20 protein-coding genes and 1 other RNA gene are annotated in these 25,271 nt (G+C 66.9%); 10 read left to right on the plus strand and 11 right to left on the minus strand.

All coding sequences use genetic code 11. From position 1 onward, the window contains the following. Positions 1–25: 25 nt before the first annotated feature. The 8 genes from SFB74_RS09865 to gyrA form a co-directional block, all read right to left on the minus strand. On the minus strand, positions 26–352 hold the full coding sequence (locus SFB74_RS09865; protein ID WP_126022915.1) for an integration host factor subunit beta: 327 nt from the start codon (positions 350–352) through the stop codon (positions 26–28). A 78-nt stretch (positions 353–430) separates the two neighbouring features. Then, on the minus strand, positions 431–2,119 hold the full coding sequence (gene rpsA / locus SFB74_RS09870) for a 30S ribosomal protein S1 (protein WP_019654767.1): 1,689 nt from the start codon (positions 2,117–2,119) through the stop codon (positions 431–433). A 229-nt stretch (positions 2,120–2,348) separates the two neighbouring features. Continuing rightward, entirely contained in the window at positions 2,349–4,361 is a 2,013-nt protein-coding gene (locus SFB74_RS09875; protein WP_432730628.1) for a bifunctional 3-phosphoshikimate 1-carboxyvinyltransferase/cytidylate kinase, read from the minus strand. A 1-nt stretch (position 4,362) separates the two neighbouring features. Further along, the gene (locus SFB74_RS09880) at positions 4,363–5,253 is read right to left on the minus strand and encodes a prephenate dehydrogenase (protein ID WP_432730629.1); all 891 of its coding nucleotides are present in this window, start codon (positions 5,251–5,253) and stop codon (positions 4,363–4,365) included. Positions 5,254–5,279: 26 nt separating this feature from the next. Beyond that, positions 5,280–6,404 carry a prephenate dehydratase gene (pheA, locus tag SFB74_RS09885; RefSeq protein WP_093199070.1) on the minus strand — a complete coding sequence of 375 codons (1,125 nt, stop codon included), beginning with the start codon at positions 6,402–6,404 and terminating at the stop codon, positions 5,280–5,282. Between the two features lie 24 nt (positions 6,405–6,428). After that, entirely contained in the window at positions 6,429–7,496 is a 1,068-nt protein-coding gene (serC, locus tag SFB74_RS09890) for a 3-phosphoserine/phosphohydroxythreonine transaminase (RefSeq protein WP_432731907.1), read from the minus strand. A 70-nt stretch (positions 7,497–7,566) separates the two neighbouring features. Beyond that, complete coding sequence (locus tag SFB74_RS09895; RefSeq protein ID WP_432730632.1) at positions 7,567–8,145, minus strand: DUF2059 domain-containing protein; 579 nt, start codon at positions 8,143–8,145, stop codon at positions 7,567–7,569. Next, positions 8,142–10,787 carry a DNA gyrase subunit A gene (gyrA, locus tag SFB74_RS09900; protein WP_432730633.1) on the minus strand — a complete coding sequence of 882 codons (2,646 nt, stop codon included), beginning with the start codon at positions 10,785–10,787 and terminating at the stop codon, positions 8,142–8,144. The genes SFB74_RS09895 and gyrA overlap by 4 nt, the downstream gene beginning before the upstream one ends. A 224-nt stretch (positions 10,788–11,011) precedes the next feature. Between gyrA and ompA the strand changes: the two genes are divergently transcribed. The 6 genes from ompA (at position 11,012) to SFB74_RS09930 (ending at position 15,112) form a co-directional block, all read left to right on the plus strand. After that, positions 11,012–11,662, plus strand: coding sequence for an outer membrane protein OmpA (ompA, locus tag SFB74_RS09905; protein ID WP_126022922.1), 651 nt, complete (start codon positions 11,012–11,014; stop codon positions 11,660–11,662). Positions 11,663–11,789: 127 nt separating this feature from the next. Continuing rightward, positions 11,790–12,509: a bifunctional 2-polyprenyl-6-hydroxyphenol methylase/3-demethylubiquinol 3-O-methyltransferase UbiG gene (gene ubiG / locus SFB74_RS09910; RefSeq protein WP_432731909.1), complete on the plus strand. Its 720-nt coding sequence runs from the start codon at positions 11,790–11,792 to the stop codon at positions 12,507–12,509. Next, positions 12,506–13,174, plus strand: coding sequence for an HAD family hydrolase (locus tag SFB74_RS09915; RefSeq protein WP_432730634.1), 669 nt, complete (start codon positions 12,506–12,508; stop codon positions 13,172–13,174). The genes ubiG and SFB74_RS09915 overlap by 4 nt, the downstream gene beginning before the upstream one ends. 14 nt (positions 13,175–13,188) lie before the next feature. Then, positions 13,189–13,573: a transfer-messenger RNA gene (gene ssrA / locus SFB74_RS09920) on the plus strand. A 32-nt stretch (positions 13,574–13,605) separates the two neighbouring features. Continuing rightward, a complete protein-coding gene (locus tag SFB74_RS09925; protein ID WP_432730635.1) occupies positions 13,606–14,157 on the plus strand; it encodes an endonuclease V in 552 nt (183 codons plus the stop codon). Positions 14,158–14,218: 61 nt separating this feature from the next. Next, positions 14,219–15,112, plus strand: a complete 894-nt coding sequence (locus tag SFB74_RS09930) for a GNAT family N-acetyltransferase (protein ID WP_432730636.1) — start codon at positions 14,219–14,221, stop codon at positions 15,110–15,112. A 12-nt stretch (positions 15,113–15,124) separates the two neighbouring features. On the opposite strand, the gene SFB74_RS09935 is transcribed toward SFB74_RS09930, so the two are convergent. After that, positions 15,125–16,582, minus strand: coding sequence for a PLP-dependent aminotransferase family protein (locus SFB74_RS09935; RefSeq protein WP_432730637.1), 1,458 nt, complete (start codon positions 16,580–16,582; stop codon positions 15,125–15,127). Between the two features lie 144 nt (positions 16,583–16,726). Between SFB74_RS09935 and SFB74_RS09940 the strand changes: the two genes are divergently transcribed. From SFB74_RS09940 to SFB74_RS09950, 3 genes are read left to right on the plus strand one after another with little or no spacing between them, the layout of a single operon-like run. Further along, positions 16,727–17,926: a pyridoxal phosphate-dependent aminotransferase gene (locus SFB74_RS09940; protein ID WP_432730638.1), complete on the plus strand. Its 1,200-nt coding sequence runs from the start codon at positions 16,727–16,729 to the stop codon at positions 17,924–17,926. A 46-nt stretch (positions 17,927–17,972) separates the two neighbouring features. Further along, a complete protein-coding gene (locus SFB74_RS09945; protein WP_432730639.1) occupies positions 17,973–18,704 on the plus strand; it encodes a transporter substrate-binding domain-containing protein in 732 nt (243 codons plus the stop codon). Next, positions 18,701–19,570 (plus strand): PhzF family phenazine biosynthesis protein, encoded by an 870-nt coding sequence (locus tag SFB74_RS09950; RefSeq protein WP_432730640.1) that lies wholly within the window; start codon positions 18,701–18,703, stop codon positions 19,568–19,570. Before SFB74_RS09945 ends, SFB74_RS09950 begins: the two co-directional genes overlap by 4 nt. A 15-nt stretch (positions 19,571–19,585) precedes the next feature. Here SFB74_RS09950 and SFB74_RS09955 read toward each other — a convergent pair whose 3' ends face one another. Together SFB74_RS09955 and SFB74_RS09960 are read right to left on the minus strand one after the other, a co-directional pair. Next, positions 19,586–20,563 carry a threonine ammonia-lyase gene (locus tag SFB74_RS09955; protein ID WP_432730641.1) on the minus strand — a complete coding sequence of 326 codons (978 nt, stop codon included), beginning with the start codon at positions 20,561–20,563 and terminating at the stop codon, positions 19,586–19,588. A gap of 17 nt (positions 20,564–20,580) precedes the next feature. Then, complete coding sequence (locus SFB74_RS09960; protein WP_432730642.1) at positions 20,581–21,504, minus strand: LysR substrate-binding domain-containing protein; 924 nt, start codon at positions 21,502–21,504, stop codon at positions 20,581–20,583. Positions 21,505–21,631: 127 nt separating this feature from the next. Here SFB74_RS09960 and SFB74_RS09965 point away from each other — a divergent pair, with 127 nt between their 5' ends. After that, positions 21,632–25,252 carry an ATP-binding cassette domain-containing protein gene (locus SFB74_RS09965; protein ID WP_432730643.1) on the plus strand — a complete coding sequence of 1,207 codons (3,621 nt, stop codon included), beginning with the start codon at positions 21,632–21,634 and terminating at the stop codon, positions 25,250–25,252. Positions 25,253–25,271 lie beyond the last annotated feature (19 nt).

Consider the following 25,271-nt stretch of genomic DNA (forward strand, 5'->3'; position numbering starts at 1 on the left):
TGCGGGCATTCCGATCGTCCGCGCGTCAGGCCTTGCGGCTCTTGGCTTCCTTGCCTGCGTCGAGTTCGGCCGTCTTTGCATCGACGGCTTCGCGCAGCGCCTTGCCGGGCTTGAAGTGCGGCACCCGCTTCTCGGGAATCTGCACGCTCTCGCCCGAGCGCGGGTTGCGGCCGATGCGCGGCGGACGCCGGTTGACCGAGAAGCTGCCGAAGCCGCGGATCTCGATGCGGTGCCCGCGCACCAGCGCGTCGCTCATCGCGTCGAGGATGGTCTTGACGGCGTATTCGGCATCGCGGTGCGTGAGCTGTGCAAAGCGGGCTGCGAGTTCTTCGACGAGGTCCGAGCGTGTCATAGGCCAAACATAAACGAAAAACGTGGACGAAAAAAAAGACAGAGCGGCCCCAGGGCCTGCTCTGTCTTCGGACTCAGCTTACTTGCTGTCGTTGTTGTCCAGCTTGGCGCGCAGCAGGGCGCCCAGGCTGGTCGTGCCCGCGTTCTCGCGTGCCGACTGCTGGCTCAGGCTGGCCATGGCGCCTTGCTCGTCGACCATGTCCTTCTGCTTGATCGACAGCTGGATGTTGCGGGTCTTGCGATCCACGTTCACGACGATGGCCGTGACTTCGTCGCCTTCCTTCAGCACGTTGCGGGCATCTTCGACGCGGTCGCGCGAGATTTCCGAAGCACGCAGGTAGCCGACGATGTCTTCGCCGAGGTCGATTTCAGCGCCGCGGGCGTCGACCGTCTTGACCTTACCGGTCACGATCTGGCCCTTGTCGTTCACGGTGGTGAACGTGGTGAACGGGTCGCTGTCGAGCTGCTTGATGCCCAGCGAGATGCGCTCGCGGTCGACGTCGACTGCCAGCACGATCGCTTCGACTTCCTGGCCCTTCTTGTAGTTGCGAACGGCGGTTTCGCCGGCTTCGTTCCACGAGAGGTCGGACAGGTGAACCAGGCCGTCGATGCCGGCAGCCAGACCCACGAACACGCCGAAGTCGGTGATCGACTTGATCGGGCCCTTGACGCGGTCGCCGCGCTTCGTGTTTTGAGCGAACTCTTGCCACGGGTTGGCCTTGCACTGCTTCATGCCCAGGCTGATGCGGCGCTTGTCTTCGTCGATTTCCAGGACCATGACTTCGACTTCGTCGCCCAGCGAGACGATCTTGTTCGGAGCGATGTTCTTGTTGGTCCAGTCCATTTCGGAGACGTGCACCAGGCCTTCGATGCCGGGCTCGAGCTCGACGAACGCGCCGTAGTCGGCGATGTTCGTGACCTTGCCGAACAGGCGGGTGCCTTGCGGGTAGCGGCGCGAAACACCCATCCACGGGTCGTCGCCCATCTGCTTCAGACCCAGCGACACGCGGTTCTTCTCGGTGTCGAACTTGAGGATCTTGGCGGTGATTTCCTGGCCGGCCTGAACGACTTCGCTCGGGTGGCGCACGCGACGCCATGCCATGTCGGTGATGTGCAGCAGGCCGTCGATGCCGCCGAGGTCCACGAACGCACCGTATTCGGTGATGTTCTTGACCACGCCGCGCACCACTGCGCCTTCCTTCAGCGTTTCCATCAGCTTGGCGCGTTCTTCGCCCATGCTGGCCTCGACCACGGCGCGGCGCGACAGCACGACGTTGTTGCGCTTGCGGTCCAGCTTGATGACCTTGAATTCGAGGGTCTTGTTCTCGTACGGGGTCAGGTCCTTGATCGGACGCGTGTCGATCAGCGAGCCCGGCAGGAATGCGCGGATGCCGTTGACCAGGACCGTGAGGCCGCCCTTGACCTTGCCGCTGGTGGTACCGGTGACGAAGTCGCCCGATTCCAGAGCCTTCTCGAGGGCGAGCCACGAAGCCAGACGCTTGGCGGTGTCGCGCGAGAGGATGGTGTCGCCGTAGCCGTTTTCAACGCTGCCGATGGCAACGGAAACGAAGTCGCCGGCCTGCACTTCGAGTTCGCCCTTGTCGTTCTTGAACTCTTCGATCGGCACATACGCTTCGGACTTCAGGCCGGCGTTGACGACGACGTGGTTGTGTTCGACACGCACGACTTCGGCGGTGATGACCTCGCCCGTGCGCATTTCGGAACGCTTCAGGGACTCTTCGAACAGATCGGCAAAAGATTCAGACATTTATGTTTCCTTCCGTCAGGCAGGGTTGACAGGCGCTCTTGCGAAATTGCGTGCGGCTGCTGTGGGTCTGTAGACGGCGGTTTTGTGGGCGTGAGCCCGGTTGGTTGAACAACCAGCAGGCCGGTGCGCTGTCGCGCGGAAGGAGCCTGCTGGAGCGGTATGCGCCTTGGGATATTCCGTCTGGCGCGGGCTTTTCAAGCGGACCCGGAAAGCCGTGTCTTCAATTCGATCAAGCGGACTTGAACGGTTGAATTTCCTGCCACCAGTCCAACACTGTGTCGATCGATTGCTCGATGGACAACTGGGAGTTGTCGAGGTGGCGGGCGTCCTGCGCCGGCTTCAGGGGGGCGACGCTGCGGGATGAATCCCTGGCGTCACGGGCCTCCAAGTCGGAGCGAAGACTGTCGAGTGTAGTCGAAATTCCCTTTGAAATCAACTGCTTATGCCGCCGTTCGGCCCGCTGGGCGGCGCTGGCCGTGAGGAAGACCTTGAGCGTGGCGTCGGGGAAGATGACGGTGCCCATGTCGCGGCCGTCGGCCACCAGGCCGGGCAGCTGGCGAAAACGCTGCTGCAGGGCCAGCAGCGCCTCGCGCACGGCCGGCAGCGCGGAGACGCGGGAGGCGTCCATGCCGGCGGCTTCGGTGCGAATCTCGTCGCTCACGTCCTCGCCGTCCAGCAGCACCTTGCCTTCGGTGAACTGCAGGGGCAGGGCGGCGGCCAGGGCCGCGACTTCGGCCTCGTGCTGCGCATCGGCGCTCAGGCCGGCGCGGCGCACGGCGAGGCCGGTCACGCGGTAGAGGGAGCCCGAGTCGAGGTAGTGGTAGCCCAGCAGGCGCGCCACTTCGGCCGCCAGCGTGCCCTTGCCGGAGGCGGTCGGGCCGTCGATGCAGATCACCGGCATCTCGGTGGCCTCGGCCACGGAAAAGAGCGTCTCGAAATAGTCGGGGAAGGTCTTGGCGACGCAGTGCGGATCGAGGATGCGCACCGGCACCCCCCCCGGATTGAACGCCGCCAGCGAGAAGCACATCGCCACCCGGTGGTCGTCGTAGGTGCGGATGCTCGCCGGGCGCCAGCCGGCCTGCGCCAGCGGATGCACCCGGATGAAATCAGGGCCGGCCTCGACCGTGGCGCCGAGCTTCTGCAGCTCGTTGGCCATGGCGTCGATGCGGTCGGTTTCCTTCACGCGCCAGCTCGCGATGTTGCGCAGCGTGGTGGGGCCGTCGGCGTAGAGCGCCATCACGGCCAGCGTCATCGCGGCGTCGGGAATGTGGTTGGCGTCGAGGTCGATGGCCTTGAGCGGCCAGGCGCCGCGGCGGATTTCGAGCCAGTTCGGCCCGCTGTCGACCAGCGCGCCCATCTGGCGGGCGGCGTCGATGAAGCGGATGTCGCCCTGGATCGAGTCGGCGCCCACGCCTTCGATGCGGATGCCGTCCTTGCCGGAAACGCCCGTGGCGATGGCGCCGAGCGCGATGAAATAGCTGGCGGACGAGGCGTCGGCCTCGACGTGGATATCGCCCGGCGAGCTGTAGCGGCTGCCGGCGGGAATGGTGAAGCGCTCCCAGCCGTCGCGCATCACCTGGATGCCGAAGCGCGCCAGCAGGTTCAGCGTGATCTCGATGTAAGGCTTGGAGATCAGCTCGCCGACCACCTCGATCACGATGTCGTTTGCCGCCGCCAGCGGCAGCGCCAGCAGCAAGGCGGTGAGGAACTGGCTCGACACGTCGCCGCGCACGCGGATCGGGGCGTCGAGCACCAGGTCGCCGTGCGGCACCGGATGGATGCGCAGCGGCGGATAGCCGGGGTTGCCAAGGTAGTCGATGCGGCAGCCCAGCTGTGTCAGCGCGTCGACGAGGTCGCCGATGGGGCGCTCGTGCATGCGCGGCACGCCGCTGAGCTCGAATTCGCCGCCCAGCAGCGACAGCGCGGCCGTCAGCGGGCGCATCGCCGTGCCGGCATTGCCGAGGAAGAGGGGCAGCAGCGCCTCGCTGGGCTTCAGCTGCCCGCCGAGGCCGGTGATGCGCAGCGTGCCGCCGACCGGATCGACGCCGCAGCCCAGGGCGCGCAACGCGTCGAGCATCACGCGGGTGTCGTCGGAGTCCAGCAGGTCGTGGATGGTGGTGGTGCCGCTGGCGAGCGCAGCCAGCAGCAGCACGCGGTTCGAGATGCTCTTGGAACCCGGCAGCCGAACCGTGCCGGCCGCGCCCGCGAGGGGCGGGAGGTCGAGGAAAGTCGTCGAGAACATCTCAGTTGTCCTGCTGCTGCGACGAGGTGTCGGTGGCCGGCTTCCAGGCCGCCCGCGTCTTGCTGGCGGCGGCGATCGACAGTTCCAGGCCCTGCAGGTCGCTTGCGCCCATCATCGCCTCGAAGTCGTCCAGTGCCTTGCGGAAGGCGCGCGACTGCTCCAGCACGTGCTCGCGATTGGCCAGAAGCACGTCGCGCCACATGACCGGATCGCTCGCGGCGATGCGCGAGAAATCGCGGAAACCCGGCCCCGCGAGGCTCAGAAAGCGCTCGCCCTGCGGCTGCGCGGCCAGGCCGTTGATGTACGCGAAGGCCAACAGGTGCGGCAGGTGGCTCACGGCGGCGAAGGCACCGTCGTGCTCCTCGTGGGTCATCGTGACGACGTTGGCGCCGATGCCGCTCCACACCTGCGTGGCGCGCTGCACGTTGGAGCGCAGCGTGGTCTTCACCGGCGTCAGCACGACCTGGCGGCCGGAGAAGAGCGAGGCCTCGGCATGCTCGATGCCCGAGAGTTCCTTGCCGGCAATGGGGTGCGCCGGCACGAAGTTCGCGAACTGGCGCTGCAGGCCGTTGCGCGCCGCCTCGATCACGTCGCCCTTGGTCGAGCCCACGTCCATCACCAGCGTTTCGCTCGAGATGCCGTGGCGGATGGCCTTGAAAGTGGCTTCCGACGCGGCCACCGGCACCGCCAGCAGCACGATGTCGGCACCCGACACCGCCAGCAGCGCCGAGGGCGCCGCCACGTCGATCACGCCGAGCTGGCGCGCCCGTTCGGTGGTGGAGGGCGACTTGCTGTAGCCCACCACGCGTTTCACCAGCTTCGCGCGCTTGAGTGCGAGCGCGAAGGAGCCGCCCATCAGGCCGCAGCCGATCAGTCCCAGTTGTTCGAACATGCTGTCTCTGTGTGTCTGCCTGCCGATCAGGCCTTGACGGGGTATGCGCCGAGCACCTTGTAGAAGGCGCAGAGGCCGCGCAGTTCGGCCAGCGCGGCAGCCACGTTGGGCTGCGAGGGGTGGCCGTCGAGGTCGATGTAGAAGTAGTACTCCCACTGGCCCGTGCGCGCGGGGCGCGACTCGAAGCGCGTCATCGAGACGTTGTTGACCTTCAGCGGCACCAGCAGGTCATGCACCGCGCCGGGCCGGTTTGGCACCGAGACGATCAGGCTCGTGCAGTCGCGGCCCGAGGCTGGCGGCATGGCCAGCGTCTGCGGCAGGCAGATCACCGAGAAGCGGGTGCGGTTGTAGGAGTCGTCCTGGATCGCGTGCGCCACGATGTGCAGGCCGAAGCGCGTGGCGGCGCGTTCGCCGGCCAGCGCGGCCCAGTTCGGGTTGGTGGCCGCGAGGCGTGCGCCCTCGGCGTTGCTCGACACGGCGCGCCGCTCGGCGTTGGGCAGGTGCTTGGACAGCCAGGTCTGGCACTGCGCCAGCGCCTGGGGATGGGCCAGCACGGCCTCGATGCCTTCGAGCGAGTTGCTGCTGCGCAGCAGGTGGTGGCGAACCAGCAGGCTGACTTCGCCGACCACATGGGTGGGCGAGTGCAGGAACAGGTCGAGCGAGCGCGTGACCACGCCTTCGGTCGAGTTCTCGACGCCGACCACGCCGTACTGGGCGCTGCCCGCGGCGGTGGCGTGGAACACCTCGTCGAAGCTGGCGCAGTAGATCAGGTCGGCGGCGCCGCCGAAGTACTCGATGGCGGCCTGTTCGCAGAAGGTGCCTTCGGGGCCGAGCACGGCCACGCGTTGCGGCGACTCGAGCGCCAGGCAGGCCGACATGATCTCGCGCCAGATGGCGGCCACGTGGATGTCCTTGAGCGGGCCGCCATTGCTCTTCTGCATCTTGTCGATGACCTGCGCCACGCGATCGGGGCGGAAGTACGGCGTGCCTTCGCGCTTCTTGACCTCGCCGACCAGTTCGGCCACATGGGCCCGCTCGTTGAGCAGGCTGAGCAGTCGCTGGTCGAGCGAGTCGATCTGCACGCGCAGATCGGCCAGGCTTTCGGAGTTGTCGGGAGAAGAGGAGGGTGGTGTGGGTGCGGAGGCGGTCATCGGTGCGAGCGGCTGGGCATGCGCCTAGGCATGCGATCGCTCGAATTCTCGCATGTAGGCCACCAGAGCCTGCACCCCTGCCAGCGGCATGGCGTTGTAGATGCTCGCGCGCATGCCTCCGACCGACTTGTGGCCCTTGAGCTGCAGCAGCCCGGCTTCGCGCGCGCCGGCCAGGAAGGCCTCGTTGCGGCCCTCGTCGGCCAGGAAGAACGGCACGTTCATGCGCGAACGGCAGCCCGGGTCGATCCGGTTCGCGTAGAAGTCGGAGCCGTCAATGAAGTCGTACAGCAGCTTCGCCTTGGCGATGTTGCGCTGTTCCATGGCGGCGACGCCGGTGTGCGAGCCTTCGGTCTGCTCCAGCAGCCACTTGAACGTGAGCCCCGCCATGTAGATGCCCCAGGTCGGCGGGGTGTTGTACATGGAGTGGTTGTCGGCCACGGTCTTGTAGTTGAAGGCGCTCGGGCAGATCTCGAGCGCATGGCCCAGCAGGTCGTCGCGCACGACCACGATGGTCAGGCCGGCGGGGCCGAGGTTCTTCTGGGCGCCACCGAAGGCCAGGCCCACGCGGCTCCAGTCGACGCCGCGCGAGGCGACGTGGGAGGAAAAATCGATGACCAGCGGCGCGTTGCTGCCGAGTGCGGCCAGGTCAGGCAGTTGCTGGAACTCGATGCCGTTGATGGTCTCGTTCGAGCACACGTGCACGTACGAGGCATCCTTGGAAAGCTGCCAGGTCGCGGGATCGGGCAGCTTCGTGTGTTGGTCGTCGGCGTTGCTGGCGGCCACGCGCGCGGTGCAGTAGCGCTGCGCTTCCTTGTGCGACTTGGTGCTCCAGCTGCCGGTGATGACGAAGTCGGCGGTCTTGCCGCGCGACAGGTTCAGCGGAACGATGGCGTTCTCGCCGAGCCCGCCGCCCTGCATGAACAGGATGTGGAAGTGCGAGGGAATGGCCAGCAGGGTGCGGATGTCGGCTTCGGCCTGCGTGCAGATCGAGCCGAATTCCTTGCCGCGATGGCTCATCTCCATCACGCTCATGCCGCTGCCCTGCCAGTCGAGCATTTCGGCGGCGGCGCGTTGCAGCACCGCCTCCGGCATGGCAGCCGGACCGGCCGAGAAGTTGTAGGGGCGCTTGCCGGCCGGCGTCTGCTGCTGGGTCACGTTGCTCTTACTTCTTGGCTGGAGCCTTGGCAGGTGCCTTGGCGGGAGCGGCGCCGTCGGTCGGAGCGCCGAGCGCCTTGGCGACGGCGGTGTCGAGCGCCTGCATCTTGGGCTCGACCGTGGCACGCGTTTCGGTCACGAGCTTTTCGGTCAGGGCCGTCTGCATCTTGGGGTTCAGTTCCTGGTACTTCTTGCTCAGGGGCGAGTTGATCCAGGCCAGCAGCTGCTTGAGTTCGTCTTCGTTGAAGTTCTGCTCCATCAGCGGGGTGAGGGCGCCGGGCGCCAGCTGCACGGCCTTGTCGCGCACGATGGGGTAGGTCTCGTCGAAGTACTTCTTCAGCTCGGCGTCGGCGGCCTTGGCGGCGGCTTCGCGCTTGGCTTCGGGCACTTGCGTCTGCAGGTATTGCGAACCCGCCTGGGCGATCGGGGCGCTCGACTGCTCGACCAGGCCGCGTGCCAGCGATTCGATGCCGGGACGCTGGATGTCGATGAACTGCTTGATGAGCGCGGCCTTGTCCTGGGCCATGGCTGCCATCGAGCTGCTTGCCAGGGCGACCGTCAGAAGTGCGAGTTTGATTGTTTTCACTGAGGATTCTCCGTTGAAGATGAGGAAGTATCGTCTGCGTCAGGCTCGGTTTCGCCGTTCGCGTCGTTTTCGACGATACGTTGTAGCCCGCTGAGTTTGGCGCCTTCGTCGAGCCCGATCAGCGTAACGCCTTGCGTCGCGCGACCCAGCTCTCGAATTTCGGCAACCCGGGTGCGCACCAGCACACCCTTGTCGGTGATGAGCATGATCTCATCATCGGCGTGCACGAGAGTGGCGGCGACGACCTTGCCGTTGCGCTCACTCTGTTGAATCGCGATCATGCCCTTGGTTCCCCGTCCGTGACGGGTGTATTCGGTAATGCTTGTTCGCTTTCCGTAACCATTTTCCGTGGCGGTGAGCACGCTCTGCTGCTCGTCCTCGGCCACCAGCATGGCGATCACGCCTTGTCCGGCCTCGAGCGACATGCCGCGCACGCCGCGGGCATTGCGGCCCAGCGGGCGGACGTCTTCCTCGTCGAAGCGCACGGCCTTGCCGCCGTCGCTGAAGAGCATCACGTCGTGCTTGCCGTCGGTGAGTGCCGCGCCGATCAGGTAGTCGCCCTCGTCGAGGTTGACGGCGATGATGCCGCCCTTGCGCGGGTTGCTGAACTCGTCGAGCGCGGTCTTCTTGACCGTGCCCATCGAGGTCGCCATGAACACGTACTGGTCCGCCGGGAAGTTGCGCTTTTCACCCGTCAGCGCGAGCGCGACGTTGATCTTCTCGCCTTCCTGCAGCGGGAACATGTTGACGATGGGACGCCCGCGCGAGCCGCGCGAACCCGCCGGCACTTCCCACACCTTGAGCCAGTAGAGCCGGCCGCGGTTGGAGAAGCACAGGATGTAGTCGTGCGTGTTGGCGATGAAGAGCTGATCGATCCAGTCGTCGTCCTTGGTGGTGGTGGCCTGCTTGCCGCGGCCGCCGCGCTTCTGCGCTCGGTATTCGCCCAATGGCTGGCTCTTGATGTAGCCGCTGTGCGAGAGCGTGACCACCATGTCGGTCGGCGTGATCAGGTCTTCGGTCGAGAGGTCGTAGGCGCTGTGCTCCACCTGGCTGCGGCGCGCGCCGACCTTCGACTGGCCGAACTCCTGCTTGAGGGTGCCGAGTTCGTCGCCGATGATGGTCGAGACGCGCTCGGGCTTGGCCAGGATGTCGAGCAGGTCGTCGATCTCGGCCATGACTTCCTTGTACTCGGCGACGATCTTGTCCTGCTCGAGGCCGGTCAGGCGCTGCAGGCGCATCTGCAGGATTTCCTGGGCCTGCGTTTCCGACAGACGGTAGAGGCCGTCGTTGCCCATGCCGAACTCGCGCTCGAGGCCCTCGGGGCGATAGTCGTCCGCGTTGACCACGCCGCCGTCGGCGCGCGTGCGCGTGAGCATCTCGCGCACCAGCTTGCTGTCCCAGCTGCGCGTCATGAGCTCGGCCTTGGCCACGGGCGGCGTGGGCGACTCGCGGATGATGCGGATGAACTCGTCGATGTTCGCCAGCGCCACCGCCAGGCCTTCGAGCACATGGCCGCGCTCGCGGGCCTTGCGCAGGTTGAAGACCGTGCGGCGGGTGACCACTTCGCGGCGGTGCTGCAGGAAGACCTCGATCAGGTCCTTCAGGTTGCACAGCTTCGGCTGGCCGTCGACCAGCGCCACCATGTTGATGCCGAAGGTGTCCTGCAGCTGCGTCTGCTTGTAGAGGTTGTTGAGCACCACCTCGGGCACTTCGCCGCGCTTGAGCTCGATGACCAGGCGCATGCCCGACTTGTCGGACTCGTCCTGGATGTGGCTGATGCCTTCGATCTTCTTCTCGTGCACCAGCTCGGCCATGCGCTCCTGCAGCGTCTTCTTGTTGACCTGGTAGGGGAGCTCGTCGACGATGATCGCCTGGCGCTGGCCGCGGTCGATGTCCTCGAAGTGGCACTTGGCGCGCATCACGACCTTGCCGCGGCCGGTGCGGTAGCCGTCCTTCACGCCGTTGATGCCGTAGATGATGCCGGCGGTGGGGAAGTCGGGCGCGGGCACGATCTCCATCAGCTCGTCGATGCTAGCCTGGGGGTTGCGCAGCAGGTACAGGCAGGCGTCCACCACCTCGTTCAGGTTGTGCGGCGGGATATTCGTGGCCATGCCGACCGCAATACCGCCGGAGCCATTGACCAGCAAATTCGGCAGCTGGCTCGGCAGCACCTTGGGCTCTTTTTCGGAGCCGTCGTAATTGTCCTGAAAGTCGACAGTTTCCTTGTCGATATCGGCCAGCATTTCGTGCGCAATTTTGGCCAGCCGGATTTCCGTATACCGCATTGCGGCTGCGTTGTCTCCATCGACAGACCCGAAGTTGCCCTGGCCGTCGACCAGCATGTGGCGCATCGAGAAGTCCTGGGCCAGGCGAACGATGGTGTCGTAGACCGACTGGTCGCCGTGGGGGTGGTACTTACCGATGACGTCGCCGACGATACGGGCCGACTTCTTGTACGGGCGGTTCCAGTCGTTGTTGAGCTCGTGCATCGCGTAGAGCACGCGGCGGTGCACCGGCTTGAGGCCGTCACGGGCATCGGGGAGCGCTCGGCCCACGATCACGCTCATGGCGTAATCGAGATAGCTGCTGCGCATTTCCTCTTCGAGACTGATGGGCAGGGTTTCTTTTGCGAAGGAGGTCATGAGCGAGGGGCTGGCGGCAGGAAGGCGAAATTTTACGCTGTGAGGGGTGTCGCACCGCCGCAACACAAGGCGCCTATTCCGCCTCCGTCCTACGCTTCCGGGCCGTCCGGCGGGCTGTTTGCCAAAGACCCTATGGCACAATCGCCTCAACGTTTTGGGTGGTGGTCACTTAAAGCGTCCTTGATTCGCAGCGCGGCTGCGGCTTTTTCCCCAAGAGGAGAACCATGAAGAAACTGAATAAAGTGGCGATGATGTTTGCAGTCGCTGCGCTCGCCACTGCCGCCGGCGCGCAGACCCGTGTCACCGCTGCGGACGGCGGTCCTACGATCGACAACTGGCAAAACGGCACCGGCGAACTGGTTTGGAAGAACGGCACGAATGAACTGTGCTGGCGCGATGCCAACTGGACGCCTGCTACGGCTGCCGCTGGTTGCGACGGTGCTCTGGTTCCTGCAGCTCCCGCTGCCGTGGCTCCGACCCCCGGCGCCCCGACCCCCCCGCCCGCTGCCCAAGTCGCCGCTTCGAAGGTGACCTTCGCTGCTGACGCCTTCTTCGACTTCGACAAGTCGGTTCTGAAGCCCGAAGGCCGCGCCAAGCTGACCGATCTGGTCGAGAAGATCCGTGGCGTCAACCTGGAAGTCATCATTGCCGTGGGCCACACCGACTCGATCGGTACGGACGCCTACAACCAGCGTCTGTCGGTGCGTCGCGCCGAAGCCGTCAAGGCCTTCCTGGTCTCGAAGGGCATCGAACGCAACCGCGTCTACACCGAAGGCAAGGGCAAGAAGCAGCCTGTGGCTGACAACCGCACCAAGGAAGGCCGCGCCAAGAACCGTCGCGTGGAAATCGAAGTGGTCGGCACCCGCGCCAACTAATCGATCGATTCCATCGACCATGAAACCCCGCCTCGGCGGGGTTTTTTTATGGCTGCCGAATTCGCGATTGATCTTCGGTAAAGGCTATGCAGTATTTCTCGGACTTCGCCCGTTTCATAATCGCTTCATGACAGAAAACCTGAATGCGGATCCGGCCGAACTGGCCAAGTTTTCAGAACTCGCGCATCGTTGGTGGGATTTGGAAAGCGAATTTCGCCCGCTCCATGAAATCAATCCATTGCGCCTGGAATGGATTGACGGTATTGCCCCGATTTCGCAGCGTCGCGTGCTGGATATCGGCTGCGGCGGCGGAATCCTGGCCGATTCGATGGCCCGCAAGGGCGCCGATGTCCTGGGCATCGACCTCGCAGGCAAGGCGCTCAAGGTCGCGCAGTTGCATGCGCTGGAGGCTGGAACCCGCGGCGTGAAGTACCGCGAGATCAGCGCCGAGGCGCTGGCGGCCGAACAGCCGGGCAGCTTCGACGTCGTCACCTGCATGGAGATGCTCGAGCATGTGCCGCAGCCAGCTTCGGTGATCCAGGCCTGCGCCACGCTCGTGAAGCCGGGTGGCTGGGTGTTCTTCTCGACGATCAATCGCAGCCTGAAGTCCTTCCTGCTGGCAATCGTGGGCGCGGAGTACGTCCTTGGCATGCTGCCCCGTGGAACTCATGAATATGCAAAGCTGATTCGTCCCAGCGAGCTGGCGGGCTATTGCCGTGCAGCGGGCCTGGACCTGCGGCACACACGCGGAATGGAGCACAACCCCTTGACCCGGCGCTACTGGCTCAGCGGCGACACCAGCGTCAACTACATGTTCGCCACGCAGAAGCCGGGATCGCAAGGATGATGGGCGTTGAAACGAAGGCCGTGCTGTTCGACCTGGACGGCACGCTGATCGACAGTGCGCCCGACCTCGGCGCCGCAGCCGACAAGATGCGCACCGACCGTGGCCTCGATTCGTACCCGCTGGAGCGCTACCGCCCCATGGCCGGGGCTGGCGCTCGCGGCATGCTCGGCGTGGCATTCGGCATCACACCGGAATCGCCCGAGTTTCCCGAGCTGCGTGAAGAGTTCTTCGTGGCCTACGAGCGTCGCATGCTGCTCAACACGCATGTGTTCGATGGCATCCAGGCGCTGATCGAGGCGCTGCAGGAGCGCGGGCTGCTGTGGGGCGTCGTCACCAACAAGTCGATGCGCTTCACCGATCCGCTGACGCAAGCCATTCCGCTCTTTGCCAGTGCGGGAGCGGTGGTAAGCGGCGACACCACGCCGTTCGCCAAGCCGCACCCAGAGCCGCTGCACGAGGCCGCGCGCCGGCTCGGCGTGGCGTCCGAGGCGTGCATCTACGTTGGCGACGACGAGCGGGACATCATCGCGGGCCGTGCTGCGGGCATGAGAACGGTCGCGGCAACCTATGGCTACATGGGGCCGCAGGCCGATTCGACCCTCTGGCAAGCCGATGCATCGATCTCTTCGCCCCTCGAGCTCTTGAAGTTGCTCAATAGCGCCTAAAATACTGTTCCCTTGGGGCTGCACTGGTTTCGACGTGGGTTCGGAGTCGCAGCGGGGCATGTCGAGCTGAATGCGCTCGTAAAACAGATTCAAACAAACTAACTGCAAACGACGAACGTTTCGCACTCGCTGCTTAATTGCCAGTGAGCCTTGCAACAGTTGGCCGATGGGCTGGGCAAGGGGGTCTGGAGCAATCCTGACCTCCCGGCTGCAAGGATAACTACATGGGCTGGCTCCGATCCGGGTACCTTGGGTCGGGGCGAGAAAATAGGGTACTGGCGTCCGGTTTAGCGTGTGACTGCGCGACTCCGGAAGCGAGACTTAAAACAGATCACTAAACATGTAGAACTGCGCGATGAAGGCTTGCGGACGGGGGTTCAAATCCCCCCAGCTCCACCAACATTACGTCCGAGGGCGTTCACCGACATCCGGTGAGCGCCCTTTTTCATTGGGGGAACGCCTTGCGCATCGCTTGTGTGGACGTCGACTACCGGCCCGACATGGCGGTCGCCGCCGCGATCTGGTTTCGTGGTTGGGACGCTGCAGTGGCCGAGGCGCAGGCTGTCGCCGGTTTCCGTGGCGGCGTCGCGCCCTATGAGCCTGGTGCGTTCTACCTTCGGGAGCTGCCCTGTCTGCTGGGCGTCTTGCGCGAAGGCCCTCCCGCCGATCTCGTGATCGTCGACGGATATGTGTCGCTGGACGAGGGCCGCGCGGGCCTGGGCGCTCACCTCCATCAAGCCCTCGACTGCCAGACACCCGTGGTCGGAGTGGCGAAGACACGCTATCGCAGCGCCAGCAACACCGTGGAGGTGCTGCGTGGCACAAGCTCGTCGCCGCTGTTCGTGACGGCTGTTGGCATCGACGTAGCCGTCGCGGCCGATGAGGTCAGGCGCATGCATGGCCCCCACCGCGTGCCCACCCTGCTCAGGAGCGTCGACCAGCTGGCCCGTCACGAACTGCCGACGCGGCTGATCGAGCATTGAAACGGTCGCTGTCCAACAGCCTCACCTTGCCGACGCAAATTTGTCTGACTATAGTCAGACGATGAGGCAAGACCAGATCGACGCAGTACGGCGGTTCAACCGCGCAATCACCCAGCGAGTCGGCGCGCTGGACGACGCCTATCTCTCCCGCGGGCGCTCGCTCGGGCTGTCACGGCTGCTCTGGGAAATCGAGCCGGCCGGATCCGAGGTCCGGCTGCTGCGCGCCCGGCTCGGCCTGGATTCGGGCTACTTCAGCAGGCAGTTGCGTCGCCTGGAGGCAGACGGGCTGGTCACCACCGATGCAGACGACAGCGATGGCCGCGTGCGCAGGGTGCGACTCACCCCCGAAGGCCTCGCCGAGCGGGCGATGCTCGGCAGTTCATCCGACGAACTCGCCGCATCGATGCTGGAGCCCTTGACCGAGCCGCAGCGGGATTGCCTGGTTGCCGCGATGGCCGATGTGGAAAGACTCGTCCTGGCATCGCAGGTGCGAATCCAGATCACAGATCCACGCGAGCCCGATGCACGCCATTGCCTGCGGTCGTATTTCGAGGAGCTCGGTCGCCGGTTCGACGCGGGCTTCGACCCTGCGCAGAGCATCTCCGCCAGCGACGAGGAGGTGACCTTGCCGAACGGCCTGTTGCTGGTGGCGACCCTGCAAGGGGCACCTGCAGGGTGCGGCGCGCTCAAGCTTCATCCCGACACCGGCATCGCCGAGGTGAAGCGGATGTGGGCGTCGCCTGACGTTCGCGGCCTCGGACTGGGGCGTCGCCTGCTCGATCGACTCGCCGAAGAAGCTGCGTCGCGCGGCATGCTGACCTTGCGGCTGGAAACGAACCGCTCGCTCACCGAGGCAAGGCATCTCTACGAGACCGCGGGCTTCGTCGAAGTCGAGGCGTTCAACGACGAGCCGTATGCGCACCACTGGTTCCAGAAGGATCTTCAGCGCCCCTGAGAGCAAGCGCCGTCACGCACCAGCGACAAGGGACTCGCGTTCGACCTGCGCCCGCGCAAGCCGCCCCAGCCGTCTCACGCCCGCGTCGATCCGCTCCGTCCACGCATGCCCCGCGCTCAGCCGCAGGCAGTTGCGAAAGCGCCGGCTCGCCGAAAACACGTCGCCGGGCGCGAAGCAGATACCGTGCTCCAGCGCTTCCTCGAAAAGCGCGCGCGAGTCGAAGTGCTTCGGGAGCTCCAGCCACAGCATGAAGCCGCCCGCGGGCCGGCTCACCTTGGTCTCGGCTGGAAAGCTCGCCTCTATCGCGCGCACCATGCGCGTGAGGTTCTCCTCGAGCACGCGCCGCATCCGGCGCAGATGCACGTCGTAGGCGTTGCTCGCCAGGAACTCCGCCACCGCGAGTTGCGGCAGCACCGGGCTGCAGAGGCTGAAGGCCAGCTTGCGCTCCATGACCTTCTGCGAATAGGCACCCGGCACGATCCAGCCCACCCGGTAGCCCGGCGCGAGGCTCTTCGAGAACGAGCTGCAGTAGATGACCGTGCTGGCGCCCTTGTTCAGCGCGATGAAAGGCTTGGGCCGGTTGCGTCCGAAGTGGACATCGCCATAGACATCGTCCTCGATCAGGGGAACGGCGTGCTCCGACAGCAGCGCGAGCAGCGAGAGCTTGTCGGCCTCGGCCATCGCGAACCCCAGCGGATTGTTGAAGCTCGACGAAAGCACGCAGGCAGCGACCGGCTCCTTGTCGAGCAGCCGCCCCAGTGCCACGATATCGACGCCGCGAAGCGGGTCAGTGGGCAGCTCCAGCGCTTTCAGGCCCAGCACTTCCAGCGTGTGCAGAAGCCCGAAATAGGTGGGCGACTCGACGGCGATGGTGTCGCCAGGCCTGGCCACTGCGCCGAGTGCGAGCGTGAGCGCCTCGGTGCAGCCGCTGGTGACGAGCACGTCGTCCGGCGAGAGCGCATGCCCGATGCGCATCGATCGCTTCGCGATCTCGCGGCGCAGCGCCGGTTCGCCGCGCGGCGGGCTGTACACGTTGTGGCGCGGGCCGTGCTGGCGCGCCATGCGTGCCAGCGTGAGGTCCAGGCGCTGCGATTGCAGCAGGCCCACGTCGGGCACCGCGCAGCCGAGCGGAACGAGCGACATGTTCGAAGCGTGCTCCAGCAGCGTCGCGACCACGCCGCTGATCGACACGGTCGATGCCTTCGCGCGAGGCCGTGAAGTGGAGGGCAGGGCGAATGCCGCATGGCGGGCATTCGATACGTAGAAGCCGGACTGCGGCCTCGCCACAAGAATCCCCTGGTCTTCCAGTTGCCGGTATGCCTGCAGCGCGGTCGCGATGCTGATCCGGTGCTGCTCGCTGATGGCGCGCACGGACGGAACCCGCATTCCCGGCGACAGCGCGCCCTTGTCGATCATGCCGACGATGAGGTCGGCGAGCTGTTCGTAGCGATAGGGGGCGTGCGCTTCCATGGGCGCGATTGTCGAGGGCAGCGGTGCGGTTCGCCAAGCAAACTGTGATGGTCGAAAAAGAGAAAAACTGTGGCTGTTGCAGTCGGCTTCCGCTCGATACGATGCCTTCACCACAGGCATTCACAACGGATTCGGGACCAAAGAATGACAGCTGTTCAAGAGAGCCTTGCCGGCGACCGGCAAGCCGCAAGGCGCGAGGCGAACTCTCCGCCATGGCGCGGAAGATTCCCCTACAACGAGATCATTTCCCTGCTCGACGTGAACCGCCCGTTCAACCTGGCGGAGAGCACTTCGCAGGACCTGAGCCTGGGCGAACTGCTGGAGTTGCCCGGCCTGGAGAACATCCGCGACCTGAAGCTCGGCTACGGAACCTCCGCCGGCGCGCTCGCGCTGCGGCAGGAGATCGCGGCTGCCTGCAAGGTCCTGCCGGAGCAGGTCATCACGACGCAGGGCGCGGCGCTGGGCCTTTTCCTTCTTGCCTTCGAAGCCTGCCGCGCGGGCGACGAGGCCGTGCTGGCGACGCCATGCTTTCCGCCGAGCCGCGACTGCCTCGTGGGCGCCGGCGTGACGGTGCGTGAGGTGAAGCTCTCGTTCGAGAGCGGCTACCGGCTGGAGCCGCAGCGCTTCGCCGCCAGCCTGACGCCGAAGACCAAGCTGGTCAGCATCGCGTCGCCCCAGAACCCGAGCGGCGTTCGCATCTCCCGCGCGGACGTGCTCGAACTCCTCGGGCTGATGCAGAGGCTGTCTCCGAACGCGCTTCTCTTCATCGACGAGACCTACCGAGAAGCCACCTATGGAGACGGCGCGGAGGTCGAGAGCTTCGCGAGCCTCGATCCGCGCATCGTCACCGGTTCGTCCGTGTCGAAGGCGCTCGGCGCGCCGGGGCTGCGCACCGGCTGGCTGACCGTCGCGGACCCGGATCTCAGGTCGCGCCTCACGGTCGCGAAATTGAACACCGTGATCTCAGGATCGGTCCTCGACGAAACGCTCGCCGCGGCCCTGTTGCGCAACAGGCAACGCGTGCTCGCACCGAGGCGCCGGCTTCTTGCAAGTGCGCTGGAAGAGCTGTCGGGCTGGTGCCAGCGCGAGCACGAGCGCATCGAGTGGATACGGCCCGGCGGCGGCGCGCTGTGCTGCATGAGGCTGCGCGCCGACGCGTTCGACGATGCCGCCGTCGCGCGATTCTGGCGCGTGCTGCCGGAGCACGACCTTCAGCTCGCATCGGGAAGATGGTTCGGCGAGAGCGACAGGGTGTTCCGGCTGGGCTTCGGGTTCCTGCCTGCCGCGCGTCTCGGACCCGCGCTGGCCGCGCTTTCGTCGAGCCTCGACGCGGCCACGCGATGAGCGGCGCACGAGCCGTGCATTTCCCCCTGCAGAACTGGAGCAAGGAATGAAGGTACGCATCGCATACATCGAAGAGCCGCCTTTCTACTGGACAGGCCCGCACGGAGCCGCGACCGGCGCGGACATCGAGTTGGCCGACGTGGTGCTGCGGGCGATGGGAGTTTCGAACATCGAGCACCACCCGACAACTTTCGGCGAGCTTCTGCCCGGCCTGCAGGAAGGCCGCTGGGACATGAACGTGCCGATCTTCATCACGCCCGAGCGCGCGAAGCTGGTCGCCTTCAGCGAACCGGTCTGGGCGATCGGCGACGGCTTCCTGGTGCCACGCGGAAATCCGAAGGCACTGACGGGCTACAGGGCGGTCGCGTCCCGCAGCGATGCCCTGCTGGGCGCGGTCGTCGGCACTGTGCAGATCGACTCCGCAAAGGCAGCGGGCGTGAGCGACGGCCAGATCGCGACTTTCAAGGATCAGCCCACGGCCATCGCCGCACTGCTGGCGGGAAAGATCGATGCCTACGTGAGCACCACGGTCGGCAACCGCGCATTCGCGGCAACCAGCAAGGACGTGGAAGCGGTCGCCGAAGACGAGGGCGTGGGCGGGCGGGCGCCCGCCGGCGGCTTCTCGTTCAACCGGAAGAAGCTGGAGCTCGTGCAGGCGGTGAACAGGCAGCTGCGCGCTTACCTGGGCACGCCCGACCACCGGACTCGGATGGCGAAGTACGGCATCGAGGCGGCAGAAATCGACAGCGTGGTCGCAGCAGGAGGGCATGCGCGATGAAAAGATCCTTCAAGGTGGTCGACGTCTTCACGTCCAGGCCCTTCCTGGGCAACCCCGTCGCGGTGATCCTCGACGCAGAAGGGCTCGACACGGCGCAGATGCAGGCCATTGCGGGCTGGACCAACCTGTCTGAAACGACTTTCGTGCTCCCGCCGTCGTCGTCCGAGGCCGACTACCGCCTGCGGATCTTCACGCCGCGCAACGAACTACCCTTTGCCGGCCACCCGACGCTGGGCAGCGCGCATGCGATCCTGGAAGCAGGGCGTGTAGCCGCTCGCGATGGCGGGCGGTTGATACAAGAGTGCGGCATCGGCCACGTCGAACTGGGCGTTGCGCAAACGGGCGACGGCCGCCGCCTGAGCTTCGAACTGCCGCCCGCGAAGCTGGACGCCGTGGGCAAGGCGGACCTGTCGGAGCTGGAGTCGATCCTCGGCTGCAGGCTGAAGATCGAGCCGGCCATCGTGAACGTCGGGCCGGTCTGGCTCATCGCGCACCTGGAGGATGCGGCCAGCGTCGTCGGCCTGCGTCCCGATCTTGCGAAGCTGGCCGCCTTCGAGCGCCGCCTCGGCATCACCGGCGTGACGGTGTTCGGCCCGCATCGTTCGGGAGACGCCGCGATAGAGGTGCGCACCTTCGCGCCTTCGTGCGGCGTGGATGAAGACCCGGTCTGCGGAAGCGGCAACGGCAGCGTGGCCGCATTCCTCCGGGCGCGAGGCCTGCTGCCAGCCGGCGGAAAGGACTACGTGGCGACCCAGGGGCAATGCGTGGGACGCGATGGCCGCATCGAAGCGAGCGTGGATGCCAATGGACGCATCCGCATCGGCGGTGCCTGCATCACGTGCGTAGACGGCTCGATCGCAGGCTGAAGGAAAGAAAAGAGGTCAGCCCCGCATCCACGCCTCGAACGCATCGGGCAGCACATTGGCGCCGCAGATCACCGAGGCCACGCGCTTGCCGCGATAACGCGCGGGGTCCTCCAGGATGGCGGCAACGCCAAGCGCGGCCGAAGGCTCCACCACGAGCGCGGCATGCCGGTACAGCAGCCGCATGCCTTCGAGGATGCTTTCTTCCTCGACCAGAGGAACGCGGTCCGCCACCGCCAGCAGGTCGTCGAGTACCGCCGGAATGGGGCATCGGCCGGCGACGCCGTCGGCAATGGTGTCGGTGCGCTCGGTGGTCACGACAGTCCGCGCACGCCATGACATGGCCATCGCAGGCGCGCCGCGGGGCTGGATGCACACGACTTCCGTCGCCGGCGAAAGGCTCTTGAAGACATGCCCCACGCCCGTGGCCATGGCTCCGCCGCCGAGGGCGAGCAAGACCGTGTCGATGCGGTCGACGCCTTCGACGAGTTCGAGTCCGATGGTGGCCGCGCCTTCGCAGGTGTCGAGGTTCTCGCTGTCTTCCACGAGGACTGCGCCGCCGAGCGCCGCCAGTTCCCGGGCGCGCGCGCGGGCATCGTCGAAGTCTCCCTCGACGAATTCGATCGTCGCGCCCAGCCGGCGGATTCTTTCGATCTTGGCCGCGTTGGCGTTCCTGGCCGCAACCACCGTGACGGCGACGCCGCGCGCGCGTCCGCTGTACGCGAGCGCCTGACCGAGGTTGCCGGCGCTGGCGCAGACAGCGGCCCTCGGGCCCTGGCTGCTCGCGATCCGCGAGGCCACCAACTCTGTTCCGCGTCCCTTGAAGCAGCCGACAGGGTTGGCGGTCTCGAGCTTGACGATGAACTCGCAGCCCAGGACTTCGCCGAGCGCGGGGCTTTCGAATTGCGGGGTGTCGCGAAACACGCGGGCGATCTCGCGCCTCGCTTCGCGGATGTGCTGGAGATCGAGTCTTGTGGCGGGCTGGTCGGTGTGCATGGAGCAAACAAGTACGGCTACCACGTCGGAGCGCGGCGGCCTTCTTCGGTCAGGAATTCGACCAGCGTGGGCAGCGACGCATCCATGGGCCGGTTGGCGTGGATGCGCATCACGTAGCCCCACGAGCCGGGCATGCTCAGGCCGGGCGTCAGCGCCACCAGCCGGCCGCGGGCCAGTTCCTCGTCGATCAGCGGCGCGCGGCCCAGCGCGATGCCCACGCCCGCCGCGGCGGCCGCGACCACGGTGCTCAGGCCGCTGAGCACCAGCGGGTCCTGTCCGGCGCCTTCCGGCAGGCCCAGGCGGAGGCGCCAGGTGCGCCAGTCCGTCTCGGGGCTGTCGATGTGCTTTTCCTGCAGCCAGCGGTGGCGCGCGAAGACGAGCGGGTCGTCGCGCTCGTGCGGCGCGACCAGCGCAGGGCTGCACACCGGCACCACGGTCTCGCTCATCAGCGGTATGTCTCCGGGCGCCGCCAGGTGCGGACCGAGATCGCGCACATGCAGGAATGCGAGGTCGATGTCCTGCGCCTTCCAGGCCGGGTCCTGGCTGGCGTGCAGGAACACCTGGACGTCGATGTCGGGATGCAGTTCGACGAAGCGACCGATCCGCGGCGCCAGCCACAGGGCGGCCAGCGAGGGATTGGCCGAGATGTTCAGGCTGCGGCGCTGCCTGCCGCGGGCACTGGCGCGCGCATTGCCGCAGGCGGTTTCCAGCAGGGTCAAAGCCTGTTGTACCGACGCCAGCAGCGCGGCGCCCGCCTCGGTGGTCTGCGCCCGGCGTACCGTGCCGCCCCGGTGCAGCAAGCTCACGCCCAGGTCGGCCTCCAGCGTACGCAACTGGTGGCTGACGGCACTCTTGGTGACGTTGAGTTCCAGCGCGGCGCGGCTCAGGCTGCCAAGACGGGCAACGGCTTCGAACGCGCGCAAGGCGGCCAGGGGCGGCATGGGGATCGGTATGGCAGGCAGGTGGTCGAAGGGTGCAATTTATCTCAACCTTCGATTGAAAAACTATCGCTTTCGCGCGGATGGCGGATGCGTGACCATCGCGGCTTCGCAGGAAGCATCGACACACATGTACTTCGACATCAGGCTCTGGCAATTGACCGCGGGACTGCGCTTGCGCATGGCCGGCGGCATCTTTCTGGGCTTGCTCGCGCTGGCCGCCGGCATCGCCCGCTACGTATTCCTCGGCCAGCTGCTGGCGCGCGTGTTCGAGGGCGCCCCCGCCGGCGACTGGATCGCGCCGGCCGCCCTGGTCGGTGCGATGGTGCTGCTGCGCGCCTGGCTCGACCATCTGCGCACGGTGCAGGCCAACCGCTCATCGGCCGACGTGCAGCAGGCGCTGCGCGCGAAGCTGTACGACCGCATCGTCGCGCTGGGCCCGGCCTGGTTCGCGACGCAGCGCACCGGCGGCGTGATGCTGACGGTGGTGGACGGCGTGGAGCAGCTGCAGACCTTCTTCGGCCAGTACCTGCCGCAGGTCGTCATCGCGGCGGTGGCGCCGTTCGCGATCTTCGCGGTCATCGCCTTCTGGGACGTGCCGACCGCGCTGGTGTTCCTGGTCGCGGCGCTGTTCGCGCTGTTCGGCCCGATGGCGGTGCACATGCTGGACCGCCGCGCCAGCCTGGCGCGAAGCCGTTCCATGGACGAGTTCGGCGAGGAGTTCCTCGACGCTGTGCAGGGCCTGCCGACCCTGAAGTCCTACGGCCAGGGCAAGGCCTGGGGCGAGCGCCTGGCCGCCCGTGCGCGCAAGCTGTCCGACAGCACTTTCTGGGTGCTCTCGGTCAGCCTGCTCACGCGCGGCATCAGCGACCTGGGCGTGGCGCTGGGTGCCGCGCTGGCGCTTGCGCTGGGTGCCTGGCGCGTGGCGGCCGGCGACATGAGCGTCGAGGCCCTGCTGATCGTGCTGATGGCCGGCACCGAGATCTTCCGTCCGCTGCGCGAGCTGCGTTCCGTCCTGCACCGGGGCATGCTGGGGCAGTCCGCCGCGGCCAGCATCCACGCGCTGACGGATGCCCAGCCGGTGACCGTGCCACCCACCGTGCCGGCAGCAACAGCCGCGCCGGCGCGGCTGGAGCCCACCATCGAATTCGACGGCGTGGCGTTCTCGTACTCGCCGCAGCGCCCCGCTCACCGGGGCCTGTCGTTCCGCATCGCGGCCGGCGAGCGCGTCGGCATCGTGGGGCCGAGCGGCGCGGGCAAGTCGACCATCGTGCGGCTGCTGCTGCGCGAATGCGTGCCGCAGGGCGGCACCGTGCGCGTGGGCGGCCAAGACATCAACAACCTCGACACGCAGACGCTGCTGGGCCAGATCGCGCTGGTGAGCCAGGACATCACGCTGTTCCACGGCACCATCGACGACAACCTGCGGCTGGGCCGCCCCGACGCCACGCATGAACAGGTGCGCGCCGCGGCCCGCGCCGCCAACATCGACGACTTCATCATGGCGCTGCCGCAGGGCTACGCCACGCCCATCGGCGAGCGCGGCCTGCAGCTTTCGGGCGGCCAGCGCCAGCGCGTGGCCATCGCGCGTGCGCTGCTGCGCGACGCGCCCATCCTCATCCTGGACGAAGCACTGTCGTCGGTGGACACCGAGAACGAGGCGCTGATCCAGCAGGCGCTCGACCGCCTGATGGCCGGACGCACCACGCTGGTCCTCGCGCACCGGCTGGCCAGCGTCATCGGCGCCGACCGCTGCCTGGTGCTGGACCAGGGACGCGTGGTCGAGCAGGGCCGGCACGCCGAGCTGATGCGCCAGCAAGGCCTCTACCACCGGCTGATGCGCGAACAGGCCCTCGACCTGGCGGCCACCGACACGGCGAGCGCCACTGTGCCCGCTGCGGCGCGGTCCGCCTCGCCGCGCGCTTCCGGCAATGGCAATGGAGACGGCGACAGCGATCGCGAACCGGCAGCGCGCCCCCTGGACGACGACGCCGACAAGGTCGGCTGGAAGGCCACCCTGGCCACGCTGTTGTCGGTGGTCCGGCCCTGGCGCGGCACGCTGGTCGCCACGATCCTGCTGGGCGTGGCGCGCGTGGCGGCCTTCATCGGTGTCGGCGTGCTCGGCGCGCTGGTGGTGGCCGCGATCCGCGACGGCCGCGACACCTCGGCGCTGATCGTCGGCCTGCTGATCGCCGCGCCGCTGGCCGCGCTGTTCCACTGGCTCGAGTCATGGCTGGCGCATGCGATGGCCTACCGGCTGCTCGCCGACATGCGCATCAAGCTCTACGACAAGCTGGAGCGGCTGGCGCCGGCCTACCTGCTGCAGCGGCGCTCGGGCGACCTGGTGGCGCTGGCCACGCACGACGTGGAAATGGTCGAGTACTTCTACGCGCACACCATCGCACCGGCGATCGTTTCGGTCCTGGTGCCGCTGTCGGTGCTGGGCTTCCTGGCGGTGTACAGCTGGCCCGTCGCGCTGGCGCTGCTGCCGTTCCTGGCCTATGCCCTGATGTCGCCCATCAGGGGGCGACGCAAGATCGACGCGCTGGGAGATCGGGCCCGCCACGCACTGGGCGAGATGAGCGCCCATACCGCCGAGACCATCCAGGGCCTCGCAGACCTGACCGCCTTCCAGGCCACGGGCCGCCGCCGCGAGCAGTTCCTGGAGGTCGCGGACCGCAGCCGCGCCAGGCGCCTCGACATCCTGCACGACCTGTCTCGCCAGACAGCATGGTTCGAAGTCGCCATGGGCCTCGGCGGCCTGACCGTCGCCGTGATCGGCGCATGGCAGGTGGCGACCGGCGCCTTGCCCGCCGGCATGCTGCCGCTGCTGGTGCTGATCGCGTCGGCCACCTTCCTGCCGGTGTCGGAGATCTCGCAGGTCGGCCGCCAGCTGGCCGACACCATCGCCGCCACCCGCCGGCTGCATGTGGTCAACAGCGAGCCCGAACCGGTCGTCGATGGTCCGCTGCTTCCGCCGGTGTCCGCCCATGGCTTGTCGCTGGCCTTCGAGCGGGTCTTCTTCGCCTATCCCGGCAAGACGCAGGATGCGCTGCGCGACCTCAGCTTCACCGTTCCGGCAGGCGCTACCGTGGCCGTGGTCGGCGCGTCGGGTGCCGGCAAGAGCACCGTCGCCAGCCTGCTGCTGCGGTTCTGGGACCCGCGCCAGGGCACCGTCAGGCTCGACGGCGCGGACGTGCGCGAGCTTCGGCTGGATGGCCTTCGCGAGCGCGTCGCGCTGGTGTCGCAGGACACCTATCTGTTCAACGACACGCTCGAAGGAAACATCCGCCTGGCCCGGCCCGATGCGAGCAGCGAAGAGCTGGCCCTTGCACTGGAACGTGCCGCCCTCACGGCCTTCGTGCAGAGCCTGCCCGACGGCCTGGCCACGCGCGTCGGCGAACGCGGCATGCAGCTGTCCGGCGGCCAGCGCCAGCGCATCTCGATCGCCCGCGCATTCCTGAAGAACGCGCCGGTGCTGATCCTGGACGAGGCCACCTCGCACCTGGACACGCTCTCGGAAATGCAGGTGCGCGGCGCGCTGGACGCGCTGATGCGGCACCGGACCACGCTCGTCATCGCCCACCGTCTCTCCACCATCCGCGACGCCGACCTGATCCTCGTGCTGGAGGAGGGCGCGCTGGCCGAGGCCGGCACGCACGAGCAGCTGTTGCGCAAGCAAGGCATCTACGCGAAGCTGGCCAGCCATCAGGGGGCAGGCGTGGTGCAGCCGTTGCGGGCGCAGGCATGAAGCTCGCGACTGTCGGATG

Source organism: Variovorax xiamenensis (assembly GCF_050916385.1).
Lineage (GTDB): Bacteria > Pseudomonadota > Gammaproteobacteria > Burkholderiales > Burkholderiaceae_C > Variovorax.

Bases quoted from the DNA above. Each gene is read 5' to 3' on its own strand.
- SFB74_RS09935 (WP_432730637.1), bottom strand. From the start codon at position 16,582: ATGGAAGCGCACGCCCCCTATCGCTACGAACAGCTCGCCGACCTCATC.
- SFB74_RS09875 (WP_432730628.1), bottom strand. From the start codon at position 4,361: ATGTTCTCGACGACTTTCCTCGACCTCCCGCCCCTCGCGGGCGCGGCC.
- pheA (WP_093199070.1), bottom strand. From the start codon at position 6,404: ATGACCGCCTCCGCACCCACACCACCCTCCTCTTCTCCCGACAACTCC.
- SFB74_RS09880 (WP_432730629.1), bottom strand. From the start codon at position 5,253: ATGTTCGAACAACTGGGACTGATCGGCTGCGGCCTGATGGGCGGCTCC.
- SFB74_RS09915 (WP_432730634.1), top strand. From the start codon at position 12,506: ATGATGGGCGTTGAAACGAAGGCCGTGCTGTTCGACCTGGACGGCACG.
- serC (WP_432731907.1), bottom strand. From the start codon at position 7,496: ATGCCGGAGGCGGTGCTGCAACGCGCCGCCGCCGAAATGCTCGACTGG.
- SFB74_RS09965 (WP_432730643.1), top strand. From the start codon at position 21,632: ATGTACTTCGACATCAGGCTCTGGCAATTGACCGCGGGACTGCGCTTG.
- SFB74_RS09950 (WP_432730640.1), top strand. From the start codon at position 18,701: ATGAAAAGATCCTTCAAGGTGGTCGACGTCTTCACGTCCAGGCCCTTC.
- SFB74_RS09960 (WP_432730642.1), bottom strand. From the start codon at position 21,504: ATGCCGCCCCTGGCCGCCTTGCGCGCGTTCGAAGCCGTTGCCCGTCTT.
- SFB74_RS09955 (WP_432730641.1), bottom strand. From the start codon at position 20,563: ATGCACACCGACCAGCCCGCCACAAGACTCGATCTCCAGCACATCCGC.
- SFB74_RS09940 (WP_432730638.1), top strand. From the start codon at position 16,727: ATGACAGCTGTTCAAGAGAGCCTTGCCGGCGACCGGCAAGCCGCAAGG.
- ubiG (WP_432731909.1), top strand. From the start codon at position 11,790: ATGACAGAAAACCTGAATGCGGATCCGGCCGAACTGGCCAAGTTTTCA.
- ompA (WP_126022922.1), top strand. From the start codon at position 11,012: ATGAAGAAACTGAATAAAGTGGCGATGATGTTTGCAGTCGCTGCGCTC.
- SFB74_RS09945 (WP_432730639.1), top strand. From the start codon at position 17,973: ATGAAGGTACGCATCGCATACATCGAAGAGCCGCCTTTCTACTGGACA.
- rpsA (WP_019654767.1), bottom strand. From the start codon at position 2,119: ATGTCTGAATCTTTTGCCGATCTGTTCGAAGAGTCCCTGAAGCGTTCC.
- SFB74_RS09865 (WP_126022915.1), bottom strand. From the start codon at position 352: ATGACACGCTCGGACCTCGTCGAAGAACTCGCAGCCCGCTTTGCACAG.
- SFB74_RS09930 (WP_432730636.1), top strand. From the start codon at position 14,219: ATGAGGCAAGACCAGATCGACGCAGTACGGCGGTTCAACCGCGCAATC.
- gyrA (WP_432730633.1), bottom strand. From the start codon at position 10,787: ATGACCTCCTTCGCAAAAGAAACCCTGCCCATCAGTCTCGAAGAGGAA.